This window comes from Pseudoxanthomonas sp. G3 (assembly GCF_057654715.1).
Genome location: NZ_CM172805.1, coordinates 470,085 through 490,413, shown reverse-complemented (window position 1 = coordinate 490,413; position 20,329 = coordinate 470,085). Strand labels below are relative to the sequence as shown.

The 20,329-nt window shown below is 65.4% G+C and carries 16 protein-coding genes; 5 read left to right on the top strand and 11 right to left on the bottom strand.

From position 1 onward, the window contains the following. Positions 1-56: 56 nt before the first annotated feature. Positions 57-2,684, bottom strand: a complete 2,628-nt coding sequence (locus AC23D6_RS02250; RefSeq protein ID WP_487751222.1) for a TonB-dependent receptor plug domain-containing protein — start codon at positions 2,682-2,684, stop codon at positions 57-59. A gap of 269 nt (positions 2,685-2,953) precedes the next feature. On the opposite strand from AC23D6_RS02250, the gene AC23D6_RS02245 reads away from it, so the two are divergent. Together AC23D6_RS02245 and AC23D6_RS02240 are read left to right on the top strand one after the other, a co-directional pair. Next, positions 2,954-3,196, top strand: coding sequence for a hypothetical protein (locus AC23D6_RS02245; protein WP_487751221.1), 243 nt, complete (start codon positions 2,954-2,956; stop codon positions 3,194-3,196). A gap of 343 nt (positions 3,197-3,539) precedes the next feature. After that, on the top strand, positions 3,540-4,415 hold the full coding sequence (locus tag AC23D6_RS02240; RefSeq protein WP_487751220.1) for a PhzF family phenazine biosynthesis protein: 876 nt from the start codon (positions 3,540-3,542) through the stop codon (positions 4,413-4,415). Between the two features lie 81 nt (positions 4,416-4,496). Here the strand turns inward: AC23D6_RS02240 and AC23D6_RS02235 are convergent, their stop codons facing one another. Next, positions 4,497-5,369: a LysR family transcriptional regulator gene (locus AC23D6_RS02235; RefSeq protein ID WP_487751219.1), complete on the bottom strand. Its 873-nt coding sequence runs from the start codon at positions 5,367-5,369 to the stop codon at positions 4,497-4,499. 160 nt (positions 5,370-5,529) lie between these two features. Between AC23D6_RS02235 and AC23D6_RS02230 the strand changes: the two genes are divergently transcribed. Both AC23D6_RS02230 and AC23D6_RS02225 read left to right on the top strand, forming a co-directional pair. Beyond that, complete coding sequence (locus AC23D6_RS02230) at positions 5,530-6,438, top strand: alpha/beta fold hydrolase (RefSeq protein ID WP_487751218.1); 909 nt, start codon at positions 5,530-5,532, stop codon at positions 6,436-6,438. Between the two features lie 44 nt (positions 6,439-6,482). After that, the gene (locus AC23D6_RS02225; RefSeq protein WP_487751217.1) at positions 6,483-7,517 is read left to right on the top strand and encodes an aldo/keto reductase; all 1,035 of its coding nucleotides are present in this window, start codon (positions 6,483-6,485) and stop codon (positions 7,515-7,517) included. Positions 7,518-7,691: 174 nt separating this feature from the next. On the opposite strand, the gene AC23D6_RS02220 is transcribed toward AC23D6_RS02225, so the two are convergent. From AC23D6_RS02220 to AC23D6_RS02205, 4 genes are all read right to left on the bottom strand, one after another. Continuing rightward, positions 7,692-8,294: a TetR/AcrR family transcriptional regulator gene (locus AC23D6_RS02220; protein WP_487751216.1), complete on the bottom strand. Its 603-nt coding sequence runs from the start codon at positions 8,292-8,294 to the stop codon at positions 7,692-7,694. Next, a complete protein-coding gene (locus tag AC23D6_RS02215) occupies positions 8,294-8,788 on the bottom strand; it encodes a hypothetical protein (RefSeq protein ID WP_487751215.1) in 495 nt (164 codons plus the stop codon). The genes AC23D6_RS02220 and AC23D6_RS02215 overlap by 1 nt, the downstream gene beginning before the upstream one ends. A 75-nt stretch (positions 8,789-8,863) precedes the next feature. After that, positions 8,864-10,381, bottom strand: a complete 1,518-nt coding sequence (locus tag AC23D6_RS02210; protein WP_487751214.1) for an MFS transporter — start codon at positions 10,379-10,381, stop codon at positions 8,864-8,866. 26 nt (positions 10,382-10,407) lie between these two features. Further along, a complete protein-coding gene (locus AC23D6_RS02205; protein WP_487751213.1) occupies positions 10,408-11,154 on the bottom strand; it encodes an SDR family oxidoreductase in 747 nt (248 codons plus the stop codon). A gap of 216 nt (positions 11,155-11,370) precedes the next feature. On the opposite strand from AC23D6_RS02205, the gene AC23D6_RS02200 reads away from it, so the two are divergent. Continuing rightward, positions 11,371-12,240 (top strand): LysR family transcriptional regulator, encoded by an 870-nt coding sequence (locus AC23D6_RS02200; RefSeq protein WP_487751212.1) that lies wholly within the window; start codon positions 11,371-11,373, stop codon positions 12,238-12,240. Between the two features lie 73 nt (positions 12,241-12,313). Here AC23D6_RS02200 and AC23D6_RS02195 read toward each other — a convergent pair whose 3' ends face one another. From AC23D6_RS02195 to AC23D6_RS02175, 5 genes are all read right to left on the bottom strand, one after another. Continuing rightward, positions 12,314-13,915, bottom strand: a complete 1,602-nt coding sequence (locus AC23D6_RS02195; RefSeq protein ID WP_487751211.1) for a serine hydrolase — start codon at positions 13,913-13,915, stop codon at positions 12,314-12,316. Continuing rightward, on the bottom strand, positions 13,912-15,051 hold the full coding sequence (locus AC23D6_RS02190; protein WP_487751210.1) for a YkvI family membrane protein: 1,140 nt from the start codon (positions 15,049-15,051) through the stop codon (positions 13,912-13,914). Before AC23D6_RS02190 ends, AC23D6_RS02195 begins: the two co-directional genes overlap by 4 nt. Before the next feature lie 4 nt (positions 15,052-15,055). Beyond that, entirely contained in the window at positions 15,056-16,108 is a 1,053-nt protein-coding gene (locus tag AC23D6_RS02185) for an N-acetyltransferase DgcN family protein (protein ID WP_487751209.1), read from the bottom strand. Between the two features lie 60 nt (positions 16,109-16,168). Then, positions 16,169-18,496 (bottom strand): TonB-dependent receptor, encoded by a 2,328-nt coding sequence (locus AC23D6_RS02180; RefSeq protein WP_487751208.1) that lies wholly within the window; start codon positions 18,494-18,496, stop codon positions 16,169-16,171. A gap of 135 nt (positions 18,497-18,631) precedes the next feature. Next, positions 18,632-20,329, bottom strand: a complete 1,698-nt coding sequence (locus AC23D6_RS02175) for an N-acyl-D-amino-acid deacylase family protein (RefSeq protein ID WP_487751207.1) — start codon at positions 20,327-20,329, stop codon at positions 18,632-18,634.

The following is a 20,329-nucleotide window of genomic DNA, read 5'->3' as shown; positions in this document are numbered from 1 at the left end:
CGCGGGCCGGACGCGACGAGGGAGGAAGGTAAGGCCGGGAGACGGCCGCCAGTGGGTCAGAATCGGTAGTCGAAGCCCACCGAGAAGTAGCGACCGCGCAAGTCGTATTGCGAGAAGTCGTATGGCGCGCGGATGCCGGGGAACGAAGCGTCGTACGGCGGCTCCTCGTCCAGCAGGTTCTGCACCTTGGCGTACAGCGTCAGCTTGTCCAAGCCGCTCCAGGCGAAGTACAGATCGAACTGGTCGTACCCGTCCACCCGTGATTGCGCCGTGCTGCGCGTCTGCGCGTAGCCGCCGGTGTGATACCAGGTCAGCGCCGTGGTGAAGTCGCGGAAGGTCCAGTCCGCGGTCGTGGTCGCTTTGTTGCGCGGAAGCGTGAAGCTGAGGTTGTTGCCGGCGTAGTCCACCAGCGGGCCGCCCACCGTGTTCTGCCGACGATACTCGAGCACGTGGGTGTACGCGCTGGAAAGACCGAATTCGCCTGCCGTGGCCGTGCGCCAGTGCTGGCGCAGTTCGACGTCGATGCCCGAGGTCTTCAGCTCGGTCAGGTTCTGATAGCGATTGTAGACGGCCAGCAACTTGCCGCGCGCATCGCGGATGACGTTGGCCGGGTCGTTCTCCTGCACGATGGTGGCGGTATTGCCCGTGCCGATCAGGTTGTCCAGCTCGATGCGGTACCAGTCCACGCTCAGGCTGGTGTCCGCCCAAGGCGAGAGCACGAAGCCGGCGTTGTAGCTGTGGGTGCGCTCCGGATCCAGGTCGGTGTTGCCGACGGTGAAGAAGGTCGGGTTCTGGCGCGAGCCAGGCACATCAGGATCGTGCGGATCGACCACCGAACCGTAGGAGATGTTGGTGCTGGCCGCGTTCTCCGACAGCGACGGCGCACGGAACCCGCGCGAGGCCGCCGCGCGCAGCAGCAGAGCGTCCAGGGGCTGCCAGCGGAGGCTCACCTTGGGCGAGAAGGCTTCGCCGAAGTCGCTGTAGTGATCGCCGCGGCCGGCAACCTGCAACTCGAGCGTGGAATGCAGCGGGATGTTGAACTCGGCGTACGCGGCGGCGACATCGCGGCTGCCATCGACGGCGGCGATGGCCGGACGGATCTGCAGGCCGGCATCGATCTGCCAGGGATTGCGCGACACCAGTTCCTCGCGGCGCCACTCCACGCCCGCGGCGAAGCCCACCCGGCCCGCGGGCAGTTCGAACAGTTGGCCGATGATCTTGGCATCGGCACCGGCCAGCTTTGAATCGGCAGGGCGCGTCGTGCTCAGCGCAATGGCGTCCAGCACCGACTGCGGCGTGGCAGAAGGATCGTGCAGGTTGTAAGTGCCGTTGTTGAGTGCGTCGTACAGGCCCCAGCGATTCGCGAAGCCCCCGGCCACGATCTCCTCTTCCTTGCTGCGCGCGGCGAAAGCAGCGGTCTCCCAGTCCCAGTCGCCAAGACGTCCTCGCAAACCGCCCACAACCCGGTACGCGTCGGAGCGGTTGGTCTTGATCGAGGCGCCCAGGTTAAAGAAGGTGTATTCGATGGGCGTGGCCACGCCATAAGGGTTGTAGGGATTGTTGGCGGGCAGGATCGCCGGCACGGGTTCGGCCAAACCGGTGTCCGCGTTCAAGGCGAACCGGCCGCTCTCCAGGGTAAAGAATGGACTCGACCCGAACCATGACGTGCCGCGGATATAGCTGTAGTGCGCCTCGCCGAACGCCTCCAGGTGTTCGTTGATGCGGAACGTGCCATTGACGTAGCCCTGCAGGCGTTCGGTCGCGGGAATCAGCGTGGTGTAGTCCGCCAGGTTGAAGGCGCAGGTGTTGCCGGCCAGGCCGTCGATAGGCGCACTGGCGGTCAGCACCGTGCCTTCGGGGCAGTTGCCATTGGCGTCCAGCAAAGGCACCGATACGCCATTGACCAGGAAGCGTGCGCCTTTGGCCGACCATCCGTTCCAACGCCCGCCCGGCTTGCCGGTGTAGATGCCAGAGCGGGTCAGCTTGCGCTCGCTCTGGTCCAACCGATCACGGTCGTAGTAGTCCACGCTGTACAGGATATTGAACCCATCGCGGTCGATATCGCCGAAGCCGCCGATCAGCTTGGCCTGGCGCTCATCCAAGCCGCCTTCGTCGGAGGTGCCGATGCGACCGCCAATGTCCAGACCTTCGAAGTTCTGCCGCGTGATGATGTTCACCACACCGGCCACCGCATCCGAGCCGTAAACCGCCGAAGCACCGTCCTTCAACACTTCGACCCGCTCCACCGCCACCAGCGGCAGGGCATTGAGGTTCACGAAGGTGTCGGACAGCCCATTGGCCGGGAAGCCGTAGTTCGCAAGCCGACGGCCGTTGAGCAGCACGAGCGTGTTCTTCTGCGAAAGACCGCGCAGGCCGATGCCGGCCGAACCCGAAGCCCAGCCGCTGTTGCTGGTTTCGTTGGCGGCATTGCCGGTATTGGCCGAGATCGAGCGCAGCAGGTCCGCCACGGTCGCCTTGCCCGAGGCTTCGATCTGCTGGCGATTGATGACCTGGACCGGGTTGGGTCCTTCCGCATCGGCGCGACCGATATTGGAACCCGTCACGACGACGGTCGAAAGGGTCTTGCTATCGGCGGAGGGCGCTGCTTCTTGCGCGTGGACGACAGTAGGGGCAAGCGAAAGCACGGCCGCAATGGCGGCCGTCAAAGGAACTGCACGGGGCATCAAGACATCCGGAGTAACGTGGGGGAGGCGAAGTGAGCCACGCAAGTTCCGTTAAACGAAATGAATATTCTTCATGCGCTTATGCATCGCGTCCGCGTCTCGATGCTGTCCAAGACGCGGTGCTTGCAGGCGCGACCAACGCTCATGATCGATCGCTACACGCTGATAACGCCCAGGATGGTCGGTTCGTATGGGATTTACCGCCACCTAACGCACGCCAGCGACGGCTTCCACTACGGTAGTCGCTCTGTTGGACAGCCGAGCAACCCATGGTTCTCACTCAATTCAAGTCTCCTGCCGAGCTCGACGTTCTGATCGATGAAATCGGCCAGCGCCTGGACATTCTCTACCAGACCTCGACCGCAGCTTCGCGGGCAGAGACGTGGGCGAACCTGACGACAGCCGTACTCAAGCTCGCCGCACCTGAGGATCACGAGCACGTGTATCGACGCTTGAATGCGTTGTTTACGGCCCATGCGTCTCGGCGGGATGCAGGGTCTGAGCAGAACTAGTTCAAGGAAACTGCCCGTCCAGTCCTGGCATGCCGACATGCACACCTGTCGACGCATCCAGACATCAGACGGCGCGCGCGGGTGCCGGGTTCCCGTATCCCGGCACATCACACTCAGGACTGGAGCGGGCCTGACATTTGTAGGGGGACACTCGCGGGATATGAAGTAGTGATTGGTGATCTGCTCATACGTTCGACGATATATGGCAGTTGCCGCTACGCGTAGTGGCGAATCAGCTCCGAGATGAATCTCATTGATGGCTGGCCCGAAAATAACGCGCTTGTCAGCCATGGCCCAGCCCAAGAGGATGGGCGCGACTAATCGCTTCGACCGGAGCAAGAGAATGGCAGAGCTGGTGGTGGGACTTGTGGATGTGTTCGCCCATCGTCCCTACGAGGGCAATCCCCTGGCGGTCGTAGAGGGCGGAGAATCACTATCCGACGAGCAAATGCGGCGCATTGCCGGCGAACTCAACCAGGCCGAAACAACCTACCTGTTGCATAGTGATCGCGCGGATTGGAAGCTGCGGTCGTTCACGGCGGCGGGCGCGGAGGTGTTTGGTGCCGGCCACAATGCCTTGGGGGCATGGCTGTGGTTGGGAGAACTGGGGCGACTCGGGCACCTGAATTCACCCGCCACATTCCTTCAAGAACTGGGGGATGACGTGTTACCCATCGTGGTGGCTCGACTGGAGGGCCGGGTGCATGGCCGCATGCGGCAGGCCCCCTTGCAACTACTGGCCTCCCTCCAGACATTTGCACCGTTAGCCGCATCATTGGGATTAGGGACAGGCGACCTTCTGACAACGCCCGCACCTCGCGTCGCCAGCACAGGGGCCCCGCACCTCTTGGTTAGAGCGATTGATAGGCATGCTGTAGATCGTGCAGAGCCTGATCATCGGACGCTCCTCGCGGTACTTCAGGGTGTAGGCGCGGAAGGCTGCTATTTGTACGCGCATGATGCCGAAGCGCCGTCTGCTGCGTATGCGCGCTTCTTCAACCCTACCGTCGGTCTATGGGAAGACGCCGCGACAGGCACCGCTGCTGGGCCGTTGGCCGGTTATCTCCGGCATGCCGGTGTACTCGATGGCACACGGCTCACGGTGGAGCAGGGCGTCAGGCTGGGGCGGCGTAGTCTGCTTGAACTCGAGTTGACGCCGGATTCGGAGTTGTCCGGCACAGGCATAGTCGTTCTACAGGGACATCTGGCGTCGCCGTAGTATCGTCGCGAGGCCATGGCGACATGTATCGTGAAGCGACGTCCGCGTCGGGTCTGAAGCAGACATCAGAGCGCTACTCCGCTAGCGACCTGCGAGTAGCGCTGCGTCTTGTTCGACAGCTGCCCTCAGCCAGTCTGCAGTGACCCTAAACCTCGCCACCTGCGATGCGTCCTTGTGGCTGAGCAACCAGAGCTCACGCTTCGACTCGATGCCCTCCTGCAGCCTTGTCAGCCCAAGGCTGTCACCTACTGCGCAAGGCAGCAGTGCGATACCCAAGCCTCGCTCGCATGCGCGAGCGAGCATCGCGATGCTGCTGAACCTCAAAAAGCGCTGTGGTCCAATCTTTGCCAGCCACTGCATCTCCGGCAACCAAGACATCTCGGCCGGGAACGACAGCCACGTCAGTGAAGCCCATTCCTTGCGCGTGGCACCGGCGAACGCGGCTGCTCCGTAAACCGCGAACCCCAGCTCGCCCACCTTCCGCATTCGCAAGGCGGCATCAGCGGTTGGCCTATTCAATCGCAACGCCAAGTCTGTTTCCTTGCGGGTGAACGAGTATTCCCGCATGTCACCCAACAGATTGATCTCCAGTCGCGGATGACGCTCCATCAGCGATGGAACGTGCTCAGCGAGCCAGTGGCTGAGGACGACGTCGATGCCGGTGATGTTGACCGGCCCTGAAATGTCGTCCTGCTCAGCACGGGCCTCCAAGAACATGGTCTCGACCCGGTCCACGATGCGGTCGGCATGCTCCAGGAATACGCGGCCGCTTTCGGTCGCCTTGTAGCCGCTCGGGTCGCGGATGAACAGGCGCACGCCCAGGGCTTCTTCCGCCGCCGCCAGTCGCCGGCTGACGGTAGAGGTCACCAGCCCCAGGGTGCGCGCGGTCTGGGCCATGGAGCCGGTCTGGGCCAATGCCCGAAGCAGCGGTATGTCGTTCCAGTCGAAGTCCACCGCACACCTCCCGACTCTCTGGGATCGCGTTGCATTTCTGCATTCATTGTTTGCCCGAATAGCTATTTTCGCAACGCCCAGGCAGGCGTAAAAAGTGCGCCACGGAGCAGGCAGACCACGCCGGTCTACCCCCGCCAATACCCACACAGGAACCGCAATCATGAAAGCCATGCTTCTTGCTTCCGTCCTGACCGCCGCCGTCGCTTCGGCCCCGGCCCTCGCCCAGGACACCGCCGCCACCGCCAGGACCCAGTTCGTCGACGTCGATGGCAACCGCGTCGCCTACCGCTCCATCGGTACCGGCAGCCCGATCGTGCTGGCCAACCGCATGCGCGGCACGTTGGACACCTGGGACCCCGCCTTCCTAGATACGCTCGCCAGGCACCACACCGTCATCACGTTCGACTATCCGGGCGTGGGTTACTCGACCGGCACGCTGCCGGATGACCTGGGCAAGGTCGCCACGTTCGTCGATCGCTTTGCCACCTCGATCAAGCTGGACAAGTTCGCCATGGCCGGCTGGTCCTGGGGCGGCTTCACCACCCAGACCCTGCTGCTGGACAAGCCCGAGCGCGTGACCCACGCCGTGCTGATCGGCACCAACCCCCCAGGCCCGGGCCAGATCCCGATCCAGCAGGTCTTCATCGAGCGCGCCCTGAAGCCGGTCAACGATCTGGAGGACGAGTACGTCCTGTTCTTCGAGCCCAAGTCCGAGTTCAGCCGCGCCGCGGCCAAGGCCTCGCGCGATCGCATCTATGCCCGTCCGGACGTGGTGTCGAAGATCCCCAGCCGTGTCGAACAGATCCAGGTCTACCTGACTGCCGCGCAGGCCTTCGGCGAAGACAAGCTGGGCCGTCGCCAGGCGCTGACCCAGACCCGCACGCCGATCCTGGTGATCAGCGGCGACAACGACACCAGCACCGCCGGTCAGAACTGGTTCCCGCTGGTCGGTCAGATGAAGAACGCGCAGTTCGTGTTCTATCCGGAGTCGGGTCATGGCCCGCAGCACCAGTATCCGGAACTGTCGGCCGAGTACATCACCGACTTCATCGCCCGCACCTCAAGGTGATTTCATTCGGCGGCGCCTCACCGCGCCGCCTCAGGAGAGCTGTCATGCGTTACCGCATTTTTGGCAACACCGGTCTTCGTGTCTCCACGCTGGCGCTGGGCGCCGGCAACTTCGGCAAGGGTTGGGGCTATGGCGCCGACCAGGACGAGGCCCAGCGCATCTACACCACCTACCGCGAGGCAGGTGGCAATTTCATCGACACCGCCGACCAGTACCAGTTCGGTCAATCCGAGACGATGCTGGGCCAGTTCATGGCCGGCCATCGCGACGAGATCGTGTTGGCTTCGAAGTTCTCGCTCGGTGACGCGCCCGACGCAGGCCTGCAGCGCAGCGGCAACAGCCGCAAGGCGATGCGCACTTCCGTGGAGGCAAGCCTCAAGCGCTTGAAGACGGATTATCTCGATCTGCTGTGGGTGCACATGCCCGATGGCATCACGCCGATCGATGAGCTGGCGCGCAGCCTGGATGACCTGGTTCGTAGCGGCAAGATCCTGCATGCCGGCCTGTCGGACTTCCCGGCATGGCGCATCGCCACGGCGGCGACGTTGGCCGAAGCGAAAGGCTGGGCGCCGGTGTCGGCCGTGCAGTTGGAATATAGCCTGGTCGAACGCTCAGCCGAGCGTGAACTGCTGCCGATGGCCAAGGGCTTCAACCTCGGCACGGTCGCTTGGTCGCCGCTGGGCGGCGGCCTGCTTACCGGCAAGTACCGTCGTGGCGAGACCGGCCGCGCCCAAGGTCTGGGTGTGGTCATCCATGGTGAAGACGACGCGCGCAAGACGGCGGTGGTGGACGAAGTCCTCGCGATCTCCGAAGAAGCGGGTGTCGCGCCAAGCCACGTCGCCATTGCCTGGGTGCTGGCCAAGGGCGTGCTGCCCATCATCGGACCCCGCACGCACGACCAACTCACCGACAACCTGAAAGCGTTGGAGTTCTCGCTGTCGACCGAGCAGTTGCAGCGGTTGGACCAAGCCAGCGCGTTCAAGCTTGGTTTCCCGCACGACGTGGTCGCCGAGACTGCGCCGGCGCTGGCTGGCGGCAAGCTGGAACTGATCGACTTCCCGGCCAGGCCAGTCCGCTGATCACCGGCAAGCGTCGACAATCGGAGGAAACCATGGCGACGAGATCGCGGCGCGCATGCTCGAACTCCCGGACCAGCATGTGCAGCGCTGTGACGCGATCAGAAGCACGCGCATCGCCCCTCAAATGCGCGGACCAAGGAGGTCCGCGTTGAGGTCTGTCCACGTCGCCCGACGCTACGAACGGACCTTCAAGCGATCCGTCGACAGCTGGGCGATCTGCCAGAACAACAACGCGTTGCCCGTGGCCCGGGCCGAGAGCATCGCTCCGTGGATCGAGGCCATGAACATCGCGGCTTCCGCCGCCGGCGCGTCGCTCAGGCGCATCACGCCCTTCGTCTCGCCCTCCACCAGGGTCTGGGCGAGCCAGGCCTGGAGATCGTCGAAGTGCCCCCTGACCTCCTCGGCGACCTCTGCCGGGATGCTGGGCAATTCGGCGGCGAGCAATGCGCAGATGCAGATCGGCGGATTCGACTCCTGAATGCAGTCGGCCCAGTACCGGCTGTAGGCGACCAGGCGCGCATAGGGATCAGGAATCGATTCCTTGAGTGACTGCAGTCCTTGCCGCATCGCCTGCCGGTGCTGGGCAACGGTCGCCTTGACCAAGTCCACCTTGGCCGGGAAATGGTGATGGATGCTCGCCTTCCTGACCTCCACCCGTTCCGCAATATCGGCGTAGCTGAAGCCGTTGTACCCACCCGAAGCCAGCAGCTCATTCGTCTGCTGGATGATCTCCTGGGCTTTGGGCGAATACGCGGGCCTGGCTTTTGCGGACGGCATCAACGGACTCCCTGCGCTGGATGGATGCGCTGCCTGTAGAGCGCTCGAACCTGCAACGGGATGCCCACGATCAGCGCCAGGAAGAGCGCGCCCTGGACACCCAGCAGCAGCGGATCCTTCAAGTCTGTCACCACCGGATCGCCGACCGGAAGCCTGCGCAGGGTCTCACTCACCGTGGGGACCATCAGCAGGAACACCGTGATGCTCAGCGACATCGTCTGGACGTACGCCCACAGTCGCTTCGCCGGCCGCCACAGCGCGATGCCATATCCGAGCACGAGAAACAGCAGGGTGATCGTCGCGATGATCGAGCTCACCGGCTGGTGCGCGATGGGATAGACGGTGAGGATGCCCAGCAGCATGAACCAGAAGTACGCGCGGCCGGGACCGGTCTCCGGAGCGATCCGGCCGTGCCTGACCAGCATGAAGACCGCAAGCGGGATCGCGGGGAGGCTTCCCAGCGTGTGAAGCCAACCGATTAGAGAGATGCCCATGAGATTTCCTTGCTAAAGTGAGGTGAGTCTACCTACTGGTAGGTATATAGTGCAATGGGGTGTCGTATGGACGACTCATGCCGACGAACGGGTCTTCTGTGCCGGGAGAGCCCGGCTTGCCGGCGGTGTCGCCGTTTGCGGTCGCTGTGCCATGCCAGACTCGCCTGCAGAGCCTGGCGCCCCGCTCGTGGTGGTCATCGCCAGCCTTCGGCCGAGAATGGCAGCAGTGGCCATCGCGCTGGCGATCATGAGGCAGGCGGCCGCGAAGCCGGATGCCACCTGTTCGACGCCTGCTCCGTCAGGCGCGAGCGAGAAGAAGACACCGCCCACCAAGGCGACCGAGAGCGCAGCGCCCAATTGCATCGCTGCGCTGACCATGCCCGCCGCCAAGCCCGCCCAACGGGGCGCCACGAGATCGACGTTCAGTCGCACCAGCGCCGGCAGCGCGATGCCCTGCCCGATCCCCACCACCAGCAAAGGAACCGGAAGCCAGGACGGTCGGCCGATCGCCACCGACCCGGCCGCCAGGACCAGGCCAAGGGCTTCCAGACTCATGCCGAAGGTCGCTGCGCTCGAACCCAGCCAACGCGAGAGGCGGAGGCCGCACGTCGGCCCCAACAGCTGCCCGATACCGAGTGGAAGAATCGCCAGGCCCGCTGCGAGCGCACCGCGACCCAGCCCGGCTTGTTGGTACACCGCGAACGTCAGGAAGAACGCCGCCAAGGCGTACAGCAGGACCGCCGCCAGCAGACCCAGAGCCAATCCACGAGTTGCCGAGATGACCGAGGGCGGAAGCAGCGTCGATGTACCCAAGTGCTCCCGATGCTTCTCGTAGCGCCAGAAGAGGACCAAAAGTGCTGGGCTCATTGCCAGCACGCCCAGGCTCCACCATGGCCACCCGTGTTCGCGACCTTCGATCAGCGGAACCACCAGCGCCAGCACGCCGAGGGCCAGCAGGATCGCGCCGCCGAAATCCATGCCGCACGCTTCCTCACCGCGGGTTTCGCGCACCAGGATCAACGCGGCCGGAATGGCCAGGGCGATGACCGGAAGATTGATCAGGAAGACGCTACGCCAGCCCATATCCCAGAGATCAGCGGAGACCAGCAGTCCACCCAGCAGCTGTCCGCCGATGGAGGCCAATCCGAATGTCGCCCCATAAAGACCGAGCGCTCGCCCCTTCTCGCTCATCGAAAACAGCGCGTGGATGGACGCCAGCGACTGCGGTGCCATGACCGCGGCCGAAATGCCCTGCAGCAATCTGCCGAAGATGAGCACACTGGGCGACGTGGCGAATCCACACAGAGCCGACGCCAGTCCAAACCCGAACATGCCGGCCACGAAGGTACGTCGGCGTCCATAGAGATCCCCGAGGCGACCGCCCAGGATGAGCGTGACCGCGTAGGCCATCGCATACACCGACACGACCAGCTGTGAGACATCCGCCGATGCCTGCAGATCGGACCGGATGCTGGGCAACGTCACGTTGACGATGAAAAAATCAAGCGGAGGCAACAGCGTGCCGGACAGGAGCACGGCCAAGGCAGGCCAGCGGCGCGGGTCCGCCGCGTTCGGAGTCGGATCGATGCTCAAGAGGTTCATCCTCGGCATACCGCAGGTCAACGCATGCCGCCCGAGCCGATGATGTGTTCCCCCGTGACCCAGCCTGCGTCGTGCGAGGCGAGGAACGAGACGATCGACGCGATGTCCGTCACCTGCCCGATTCGGCCGAGCGGTGTCTGCTGCTCGTTCCAGGCCTGGAACTCCGAGCCCATCACGCCGTTGGCGTGCGTACCGTCGGTCTCGATCAGTCCGGGGTTCACCGCGTTGACACGGATTCCCCGTGGACCCAGTTCCCGCGAGAGAACGCCGGTGATGGCGTCGATAGCGCCTTTCGTTCCACTGTAGATCGCGCTTTGGGTGGGCAGGATCCGGGTGACGAAGGAACTGACGTTGATGATGCTGCCGCCTTCGCCCAAGAAGGGCACGGCGGCCGCCGTGACGAGCAACGACCCGAGTACATTGAGGTCGAACTGCTGGCGATACAGATCCTCGGTGGTGTCCTCGATCCTTGCGAACTGGTACATGCCCGCGTTGTTGACCACGATGTCCAGCCGACCGAATCGGTCGACGGCCATGCGGACGAGCGCATCCGCCTCCGTCTTGCTGCGCACATCGGCGCGCGCGGCGACGGCGGTTCCGCCGGCGCCTTCGATCCCGGCCACCACCTTCTCCGCCTCGTATGCGCTCGAAGCGTAATTGACGACCACCTTGGCGCCATCGCTCGCCAGCCGACGCGCGATGCCCGCGCCGATACCTTTCGACGCGCCGGTAACGAGCGCCACTTTCCCGCTCAACTTGCCCATGTCGTTCGACTCCAGATGAGGCTGACCCGGGATGGGCCAACCCGCCAGGACGGCGTTTACCCGTCTACCGAGATCTCACGGGCTTCGCCGGGGATGCCCACGCGTCGCAGACGCCAGACCATCGATACAGGGGCGGGCATGGTGGACTTAACTGGATTGTTTGTGGACTGCCATTCCTGCATATTCCGCGTACATTTTTGAACGAGTAGTCGCGGGATGGAATGGAGTGATATCCGGATATTCCTCGCGGTCGTCCGCGGCAGATCGCTCGGCGAGGCGGCGCGCAGCCTGGGCGTGAGCCACCCCACCATCGGTCGCCGGATCAAGGCGCTGGAAGATGAGGCCGAGCAACCGCTTTTCCGCAGGACGAAGGACGGCCTGGTGCTCACCGATGCCGGCGACGCGGTGCTGTCGCTCGCCGAATCCATGGAAGCGTCGGCGCTGTCCATGGAAAGGCGCCTGGCGGGCAACCATGAGCGGCTCGAAGGCCTCTTGCGGATTTCCTCGGCGGACTGGTTCGCCGCCTATGTCCTGGCGCCGGTCTTTGTCGAGCTGGGGCGCCTTCACCCCGCCGTCGTGCCCGAGGTCATCGCGAGCTACCGTCTGCTCGACCTCTCCCGTCGCGAAGCCGATGTGGCCTTCCGCATCGTCCCGTTCAGTGAGCCGGACATCGTCCAGCGTCGACTGATGACCATGCCCTACGGACTCTACGGATCGGCGGCGACGGTGCACGCAGTGGCCAACGACCCCCGGTCGGTGAGTCTGATTCTCATGAACTCGGCCCAGGCCCACTTTCCGGATGTCGCCTGGCTGCTCGACCGATTCCCGCGCTCGCGGCGTGCCTTCGCCAGCACCAGCCGGAGCGTCCAGGCCCAGATGTGCCGTCGCGGCCTTGGCGTAGCGGTATTGCCGAGGCCCCTGGGTGAGGGCGTGGACGGGCTACATCGCATCGATCTGTTCGGCGAGCCTCCGAGCAGGGACGTTTGGGTGGGTTATCACCAGGACCTTCGCCACATGGATCGGCTGCGGGCGCTGCTCGAGCTCGCCGACAGGACGCTAGCGCATTCTGCGGCGCCTCCCGCGTGAGCAGACCGATCTGGGTCCCGGCCGAACGAGAGGATGGGCAAGCCGGCCAGATCGTTCGATCGAGAAAAGAGGACTAGCGGTGTGCCGTCTTCAAGGGCTCGAAGGTCAGGTCCTGATAGTCGTAGCTGAAGTCCGCCAGCGGCGACACCGCCTTCACCGTGATGCGCGCCACTCGACCGTCCGCGTCGAGCGCGAACGTCATGTAGGCGGGCTCGATGGAGGCATCGTCCCAATCGACACGGAAGGTGTCGTATTGCCAGTGATTGAGGGTGCCGGCCATGTTGGGTGTCTGGCTGAAGTCGACCCGCAAGGTGCCGGCTCGTTCCGCGACGGTGATCGGGCCGTACCACGCATCAGCGTAGGCACCGGCATAGCCGGCAGCTTTGAGCGATGGTCGCGATGCGGCATTGCGCGCCGCGCCCTTCGCATCTTCCAGGGCCCTCAAACCGTTCGCCAACCGCTCGCGGTTCCAGGTAGAGAATGCCCCGACCCAATCGCGCGCCTCCAACCCCAGATAGTGGTCGAGCAGTTCATAGCCCAGGCCGCGCATCACTTCGACATCCTCGGCATTGATCTGCAGCGCGATGCCCAGGTTGCGCTCCGGCACCAGCACGACGAAGGCCAGCACGCCGAACACCGCACCGCCGTGCTGCACGACCTTGACGCCGCGGTAGTCCTGCACGTTCCAGCCGTAGCCGTAGCCGGAGAACTGTGGCGTGATGTCGGTGATCGGCGCGGGAAACGGGCGGATCGGCATCGGCACCTGCGGCGTCCACATCGCGCGCGCGGACGCTTCGCTGTACAGACGTCCCTTGCCGTCCGGCAGTGCGCCCAGCGCGAGCTGCACCTGCATCCAGCGCGCGAAATCCCTCGCACTCCACGACAGTCCTCCGGCAGGCGCGCCCACCTGGCCGAGGCCTTCGCGTTCGGGCAGCACCTGCTGCGGACCGAGGCCGCGCAGCCTGCTGTCCAGTCGCGCATGCGGCTGCACGCGATTCGGGTTGGCGAAGCGATCCTTCTCGTCACTGACCGCCGTCGTCATGCCGAGCGGCTGGAAGATGCGCGTGCGCACGAAGTCTTCCCATGGCTGCCCACTGACCTGCGTGACCAGCTCACCGGCGACGATATAGAGGATGTTGTCGTACGCGTAACCGCTTCGGAAACTGGTGGCGGGCTTGATGTGTCGTAGCGCACGCACGATGTCGGTACGGCTGCGCGAGGTACGCGGAATGAACAGCAGGTCGCCGGCGCCCAGGCCGAGGCCGCTGCGATGGAGCAGCAGGTCGCCGACCGTCATCTCGCGCGTGACCCAGGCGTCGTACATGCGGAAGTCGGGCAGATGGTCGGCGACCCGGTCGTCCCAGGACAGCTTGCCGTCGTCGATCAGGATGGCCAGGGCCGCCGCCGTCACCGCTTTGCCGGTCGAGCCGGTGGGGAAGATCGTGTCCGCATCCACCGGCTCGCTGCCGCCCAGTCTGCGCACGCCATAACCTTTTGCATGCACGATCTTTCCGTCCTTGACGATGGAAATCGCCATCCCGGGTACATCGCGCGAACGCATGGCCTGTTCGACGCGTGCGTCGAATCCGGCCGGCACCTGCGCATGGGCCTGCGCCATGACGCAGAGCAACGCCAGCAGGACGGCGCCGCATCGACTCTTGAGGGCAACGATCATCGGGAGTCTCCTGACAAGGTGGGCGCAGGCGGTGCGAGCGCGGCGGCGTCGCGCCTCAGCCGCCACACGCCGACGGTCAGCAACGGCAGCACGTACACCGCGAGGAACAGGTACGCCAGCCCGCGATAGCCCTGGGCGATCAACGCCACCAGGCCGACGCGTTCGGCGATGAAGATCGATCCGACCAGCAGCACGCTGGCGATCGCCAAGCGGACGCGCTTGCCCGGGGTAGCGCCACGACGGCTGCGCCACGCATGCGCGATGCGCTCGTTGGACGCGTGCACGACGGCGGTACCGCTTTCCAGCAGCGCGCTGAAGATCATCACCTGGAACAGGACCTGGAAGACCGGCATGTCGAGCTGGCGCAGGATGAAGTCCGACGGCAGCGCTTCCGCGCCGATCTGCGGATACCACGCCAGCATGCACAGGAAGAACAGCAGACCCGGCAGCATCGCCAGCGGGCCGGACAGCACGCCGGCGATCATCGCGTCGCGCCGGTCGAGGAAGTGGCGCACCAGCGGCAACACGATCACCGCGCCGACGATGTTGTAGCCGGCATAGGTCAGGCCGCCCTGCAGCCAGCCGGTCGTCGGCCGCGGTGTGGACAAGGCGGCCAGCGCACGGTCCCCAAAGTCCGCCAGCACGATCAGCACGAACACGGCATAGATGCCATACAGGAACACCGACACCCATTTGAACAGGGCTTCGACGGTCGCATTGCCGTACGCCGTAAAGACGCCGATGCCCACCATCAGCAGCAGCGTGCCCATCAGCTTCGGCCAACCCAGCAGCGCCGCGAAGATCTCACCCGCCGCGGCGCCGAAGACCGCCAGGATCAGCACCATGAACACCAGGTACGCGAGTTCGAACACGAAAGCGAACCGCCCGAGCAGCACGACGAAGAAGCTGCGGTAATCGAAGCTGCGCGCGGCATGGGCCAAGGCGAAGGTCAGCGCGCAGACCAGGCTCCAGCAGGCCATCGCCGTCAGGATCGCCAGCATGCCGCCCTGCGGTCCGCTCGGGATGAAGTACTCCGCCAGTTCGCGCCCGGTCGCGTAGCCGCCGCCGATCACCGCGGCCTTGAAGGCGAGGCCGGGCAGCACCCAACGCTGGAACCGCGTCGAGGTCGCACTCATGCGATCACCGGGCGCCACGGCCGAGACAGCTTTCGACCAGCACGGTGAACGCCTCGCCGCCGCGGATCGGGTCAGCCACCGGCAGGCCGAGGCGCTCGGCCATCTCCCCCATGACGCGATGCGCGGCCTCGGCATCGAGTCCGGCCGTGTTGACGCTGACGCCAGCGCAACGGATCGCGGGATTGGTGCGCGCCCCCAGCGTCAGCGCGAGCGCGATCGTTTCCTCGATCGACGGCAGCCGATAGTGCGGGTAGCCGAGCACGCGCTCGCGCCCGTGTTCGTGGCAGATCACGATCACATCCGGCTGGCTGCCGTGCAGCAATGCCAGCGAAACACCTGCATAGGCAGGGTGCGACAGCGAGCCCTGCCCTTCGATGATGTCCCAGTGCGCGGCGTCCGCGTCCGGCGACAGCATCTCGGCGGCGCCGGCGGCGAAGTCCGCCACCACCGCATCCATGGGAATACCGGCGCCGGCGATCAGGATGCCGGTCTGGCCGGTGGCGCGGAAATCGGCATCGACGCCGCGTGACCGGAATGCGCGTGTGAGCGCGAGCGCGGTGTACTTCTTGCCGAGCGCGCAATCGGTGCCGACGGTCAGCAGACGATGGCCGGTGCGCTTGGTACCCGTCGCCACGGGAAGATGCCCAGGGGGTTCACGCACATCGATCAGCTGTCGCCCCAGCGCGCGCGCGGCATTGCGCAGCGGTTCGATGGCCGACAGCCTGGTGTGCATGCCGCCGATCAGGTCCAGGCCCGCCTCCAGCGCCTGGATCAGCAGCGGGATCCAGCCCGACGGAATGCGTCCGCCCGGATTGGCGACGCCGATGACCATCGCCCGCGCACCCGCCTGACGTGCCTGGGCGGGCGAAAGGAACGGCAGGCCAGTGGTGACCTCGACCGTGTCGCAGGCGAATTCGCCGACACAGCGGTCGCGCGCCCAGTCGCGCAGGCCGAACGCGGTCTTCGCATAGCTGGGTTCGACGGTGTCGCCGAGGAACAGCAGGTACGGCTGCGGAAGCGCGTCGACGTCGGACGACGCAGGAAGAGCGGTCTGCATGTGCGGGGTCCGGATCGCGGAACAAGCGGTCGCCGCCCGCGTCGGGCGGACGGCGTCGGGTCAGAAGCGGATGTCGAGTTCCACGCCGAACGTGCGCGGCTGGATCGGCACCCCGGTCACGTGCGACCGGGCGCCGGACAACGCGCCATCCATCGGCGTCAGTGTCGACCACGCCTGTTCGCCGGTGACATTGTTGGCGTAGGCGCGCAGTTCCCAGTTTTCCTTGCCGATGCCGGCATACAGGTCGAGCGCGTGGTAGCTGTCGAGTTCCAGGGGCACGGTGATGTCGTCCGGCAACAACAGCGTGTCCGGATCGCCCGCGGCCGTGACGCGCTGGCGTTCGGTGGTGTCGTTGAGACGATCGCCGACGAAGCGCAGCGCACCGCCGACCTGCCCGTTGAGGCCGCCCACCGAGAATGCGTATTCGGCGGTCGCCGTCCACGACACTTTCGGCGTATAGGGCATGCGATCTCCGGCCAGGCCGGTCCATAGGATCACGTCGAACGCGCCCTGCGGGATCACCGTCGGCTCGAAATCGTTCTTGATGCTCGCGTCGGTATATGCGCCATTGAAACCGAGCGTCAGCGCATCGGTGACGCGGAACTGCGACGACAGTTCGAGGCCCTCGCTGGTCGCCTTGCCGCCGTTGACCAGGCCGCCGACGCCGTTGAACGACGACGCGACCTGGATGTCCTCCCAGTCGATGCGGAACGCGGACACATCCAGCGTGACCCGGCGATCGGCGAACTGCGACTTCAGGCCGACCTCGTAGCTGTCGAGCATCGAGGAGTCGACCTGGGGCGGAACACCGGCGAGCGCGACGTTCGGACCACCCGGCTGGTAGCCGGTGGCCACGCGCGCGTACAGCATGACGTTGTCGGACAGGGTGAACTGCGGCGCCACGCTCCAGGTGAACACGTCTTCGCTGGATTCGCCCGGCGTGTCGGCGATCGGCGCCAGGATGCCCGCCGGTACGTTCTGGCTGAACCACTGTTCGTTGCGTGCCTGGCGCACACCGGCATCGAGCTTGAAGCGCTCGCCGAACCGCCACGAGCCATTGGCGAACAACGCATATTCCTTGTAGGTGCTCGGCAGGTCGATGATCGCCAGCGTGCCGAACATGTCGTCGAACGGCGCGGGCAGCGCCGTGCCGTCGCGCTGCCCCAGCCAGGCGAACTGGCTCTGCAGCGCATCTTCCTTGGTGTAGAACGCGCCGACCATCCATTCGAAGGTGCCGCCGCCCTTCGATTGCAGGCGGAACTCCTGCGTGATTTTCTCCATGTCGTAGGTGTAGCGCACGAAGGAACTGCCGGGCTCCGGCAAGCCCAACAGCAGGTCGGCCACTTCGCCGAACTGCACGGTCGAATCGATCTGGTCGAGGGTGTCGGTCTGCGACCAGCCGGTCGCCGAAATGAAATTGCCCCAGCCAAGGTCCCGGTCGAGGCTGAGCGAGACCAGCGTCAGGTCCTTGGAGAACGGCCGTGGCTGCCACGCCAGGTCGTCGTCGTCGCCGAACAGGGGCGCCAGCGTATCGCCCTCCAGCGCCACGCCGGCACGGTCGTCGCTGCGGATGCGCTGGTGAAGCACGGCCAGGCCCAGGTCGAAGGCTTCACCATCCCAGCTCAGCGCGGTACGCGCCCCGATCTGTTCGCCGTCGTTGATGTCCTCGCGCCCATCCACGGCGTTGTCGGTGAAGCCGGCAAGGCCGCTGCGCGCGAAACTCATGCGCAGCCCAAGGCGATCCTCCTTCAGCGGCAGGCTGACGCCGAAGCGCGCATTCCAGGCCTGACCGCCGTCCTGCACGCTGCGCATGCCGAGGCCGACGCGCGCTTCTTCCTCGAGCGTATCCGGCGCGCGGGTCACGTACTTGAGCAGGCCACCGACGGCGCCCGCGCCGTACAGGGTGCCTTGCGGGCCGCGCAATACTTCGACCCGGCTGATGTCGTAGGGCAGCAGATCGAGCATCAGCGTACTGGCGCCTTGGTAGATGCCGCTGGAACCGACCGGCACGTCGTCGATGTAGGTGGATACCGTCGCACCCGAAGACAGCGCCGCGACGCCACGCAGCGACACGCGGGTCAGCCCCGGGCTGCCCTCGTTCTGCACTTGCAGCCCGGGGATGTAGGCGGCGTAGTCGGACAGCGAGACGGCGCCGGTGTTCTCCAGTTGCCGCTCGCCGATCACGCTGATGGAGGCGGCCACGTCGCGGATGTTCTCGACGCGCTTGTTGGCGGTGACGACCACCGTATCGAGATCGGTGGCGGACGCGTCGCCCGCGGGCTCGGCCATCTGGGCGAGCGCCGGGACAGCACAACAGGCAAGTGCGCCTGCGATCGCCAGGGAGAGTTGCTTGCGGTACCACGGCCTTGCGGACTGGAACGGATGCATGCCTACTCTCCCGGCGATGAAGGTTGATTGGCGATCTGCGCTCCGGCAGGGCCGGTACGCGGGAATATCCTGATTAGGGATAATGATCCTAATCAGAGAATTGTCAACACAAACGGAAAACTCCCGCTGGCGGGCCTATTCAGCCGGCGGGACCCAGCCAGGACCCCGCACGACCCGACCCGGCGTGGCGCCGGTGTGCTCGCCGTCGCGCAGCACCTGCACGCCGTTCACGAAGACCTCGCTGACCCCGGTCGCGTATTGCTGGGGCTTGTCGTAGGTCGCGCGGTCGGCGATGGCGGCCGGATCGAACACGACGAGGTCGGCATAACAGCCCTCCCGGAGACAGCCGCGATCCTTCAGCTTCCAGTTCGCGGCCGGCAGGCCGGTCAGGCGATGGATGCCCTCTTCCAACGGCATCAGGCCGCGGTCGCGCACGTAGTGGCCCAGGAAGCGCGCGACGTTGCCATAGGCACGCGGATGCGTGCTGGATTTCAGGAACACGCCTTCCGGCGCCGAGGATTCCGCATCCGATCCGAGGCTGACCCAAGGCTGCTTCAGGCCGAGCTCGATGTTGTCCTCGCTCATCAGGAAGTACGCCGTGCCGATGCGGTAGTTGTCCTCGACGATCAGATCGATGGCCGTGTCTTCCGGCGATGTGCCGCGTTCGCGCGCGATGGCCGCCAGCGTCTTGCCTGCAAGCGGCTTCAGCGCGTCGCTCTTGAATTCGATCAGCAGCAGCCGCTCATCCGAGCCGGCGAGCAGGCGCAGGTTCTCCCATGGCACGTCCGGCTTGCGCATCTCTGCAACGACACGCGCACGGATGGCGGGATCCTTGAGGCGCCGGATCATCGCGTCGTGGCCCCCGGCCTGCACCCAGGGCGGCAGGCTGGCGGTCAGTCCGGTCGCACCGGCCGTGTACACGTACATGTCGGCACTGACCTGGACGCCATCGGCGCGCGCCGCGGCGATGCGATCGATGGCCTGCTGCATCTTCGGCCAGTTCTTTTCGCCTGCCGCCTTCAGGTGGTAGGCCTCGGCGCGCTGGCCGGTGGCGCGTGCGATCGAGATCGTTTCATCGATGGCCTCCAGGAAGCGGTCTGCTTCGCTGCGCATGTGCGAAATGTAACCGCCGCCGGATTCGCCGGCGGCCTTCGCCAGCGCGATCAGTTCGGGCGTGTCAGCGAATGCGGCGGGCGGATAGATCAGCGAGCTGCCGACGCCCAGCGCGCCTTCGCGCATCGCCTGCCGCACCACATCCTGCATGCGTACCAGCTGCTCTGGCGTGGGATCGACATCGTCCTCCCCCAGTTCGTGGATGCGCACGGTCGTCGCGCCGATGAAAGACGCCACGTTCGGCGTGACACCTCGCTGTTCCAGATGCTCCAGATAGCCGCCCAGGGTGGTCCAGGGAATGTCGTAGCGGATGTCGCCCTGCTGCTTGAGCGCGTCGGCCTTCATGCGTGCGTTGACCGGCCCCATCGACCAGCCTTCGCCGAAGATTTCCAGCGTTACGCCCTGCTTGGTATCGCTGACGCCGCGGCCATCGGCGATCAGTGATTCGGTTGCCCAGCTCAATACATTGATGAACCCCGGCGCCACCGCCCTGCCCTTCGCATCCAGTATCTGTGTGGCCTCGGCCTGTTGCCCGGGAGGCAACAACGCCACGATGCGGTCGCCACGCACGGCCACGTCGGCGCGTTGCGGCGCGCCGCCACTGCCGTCGTAGACCAGGCCGTTGCGGATCAGCAGGTCGTAGCGTTCGGCAGGCGCCGCCATCGCCGGACTGCAACTGCAAAGGGCAAGGAACAGCAGGGCGGGCTTGAAGCGCGGCAT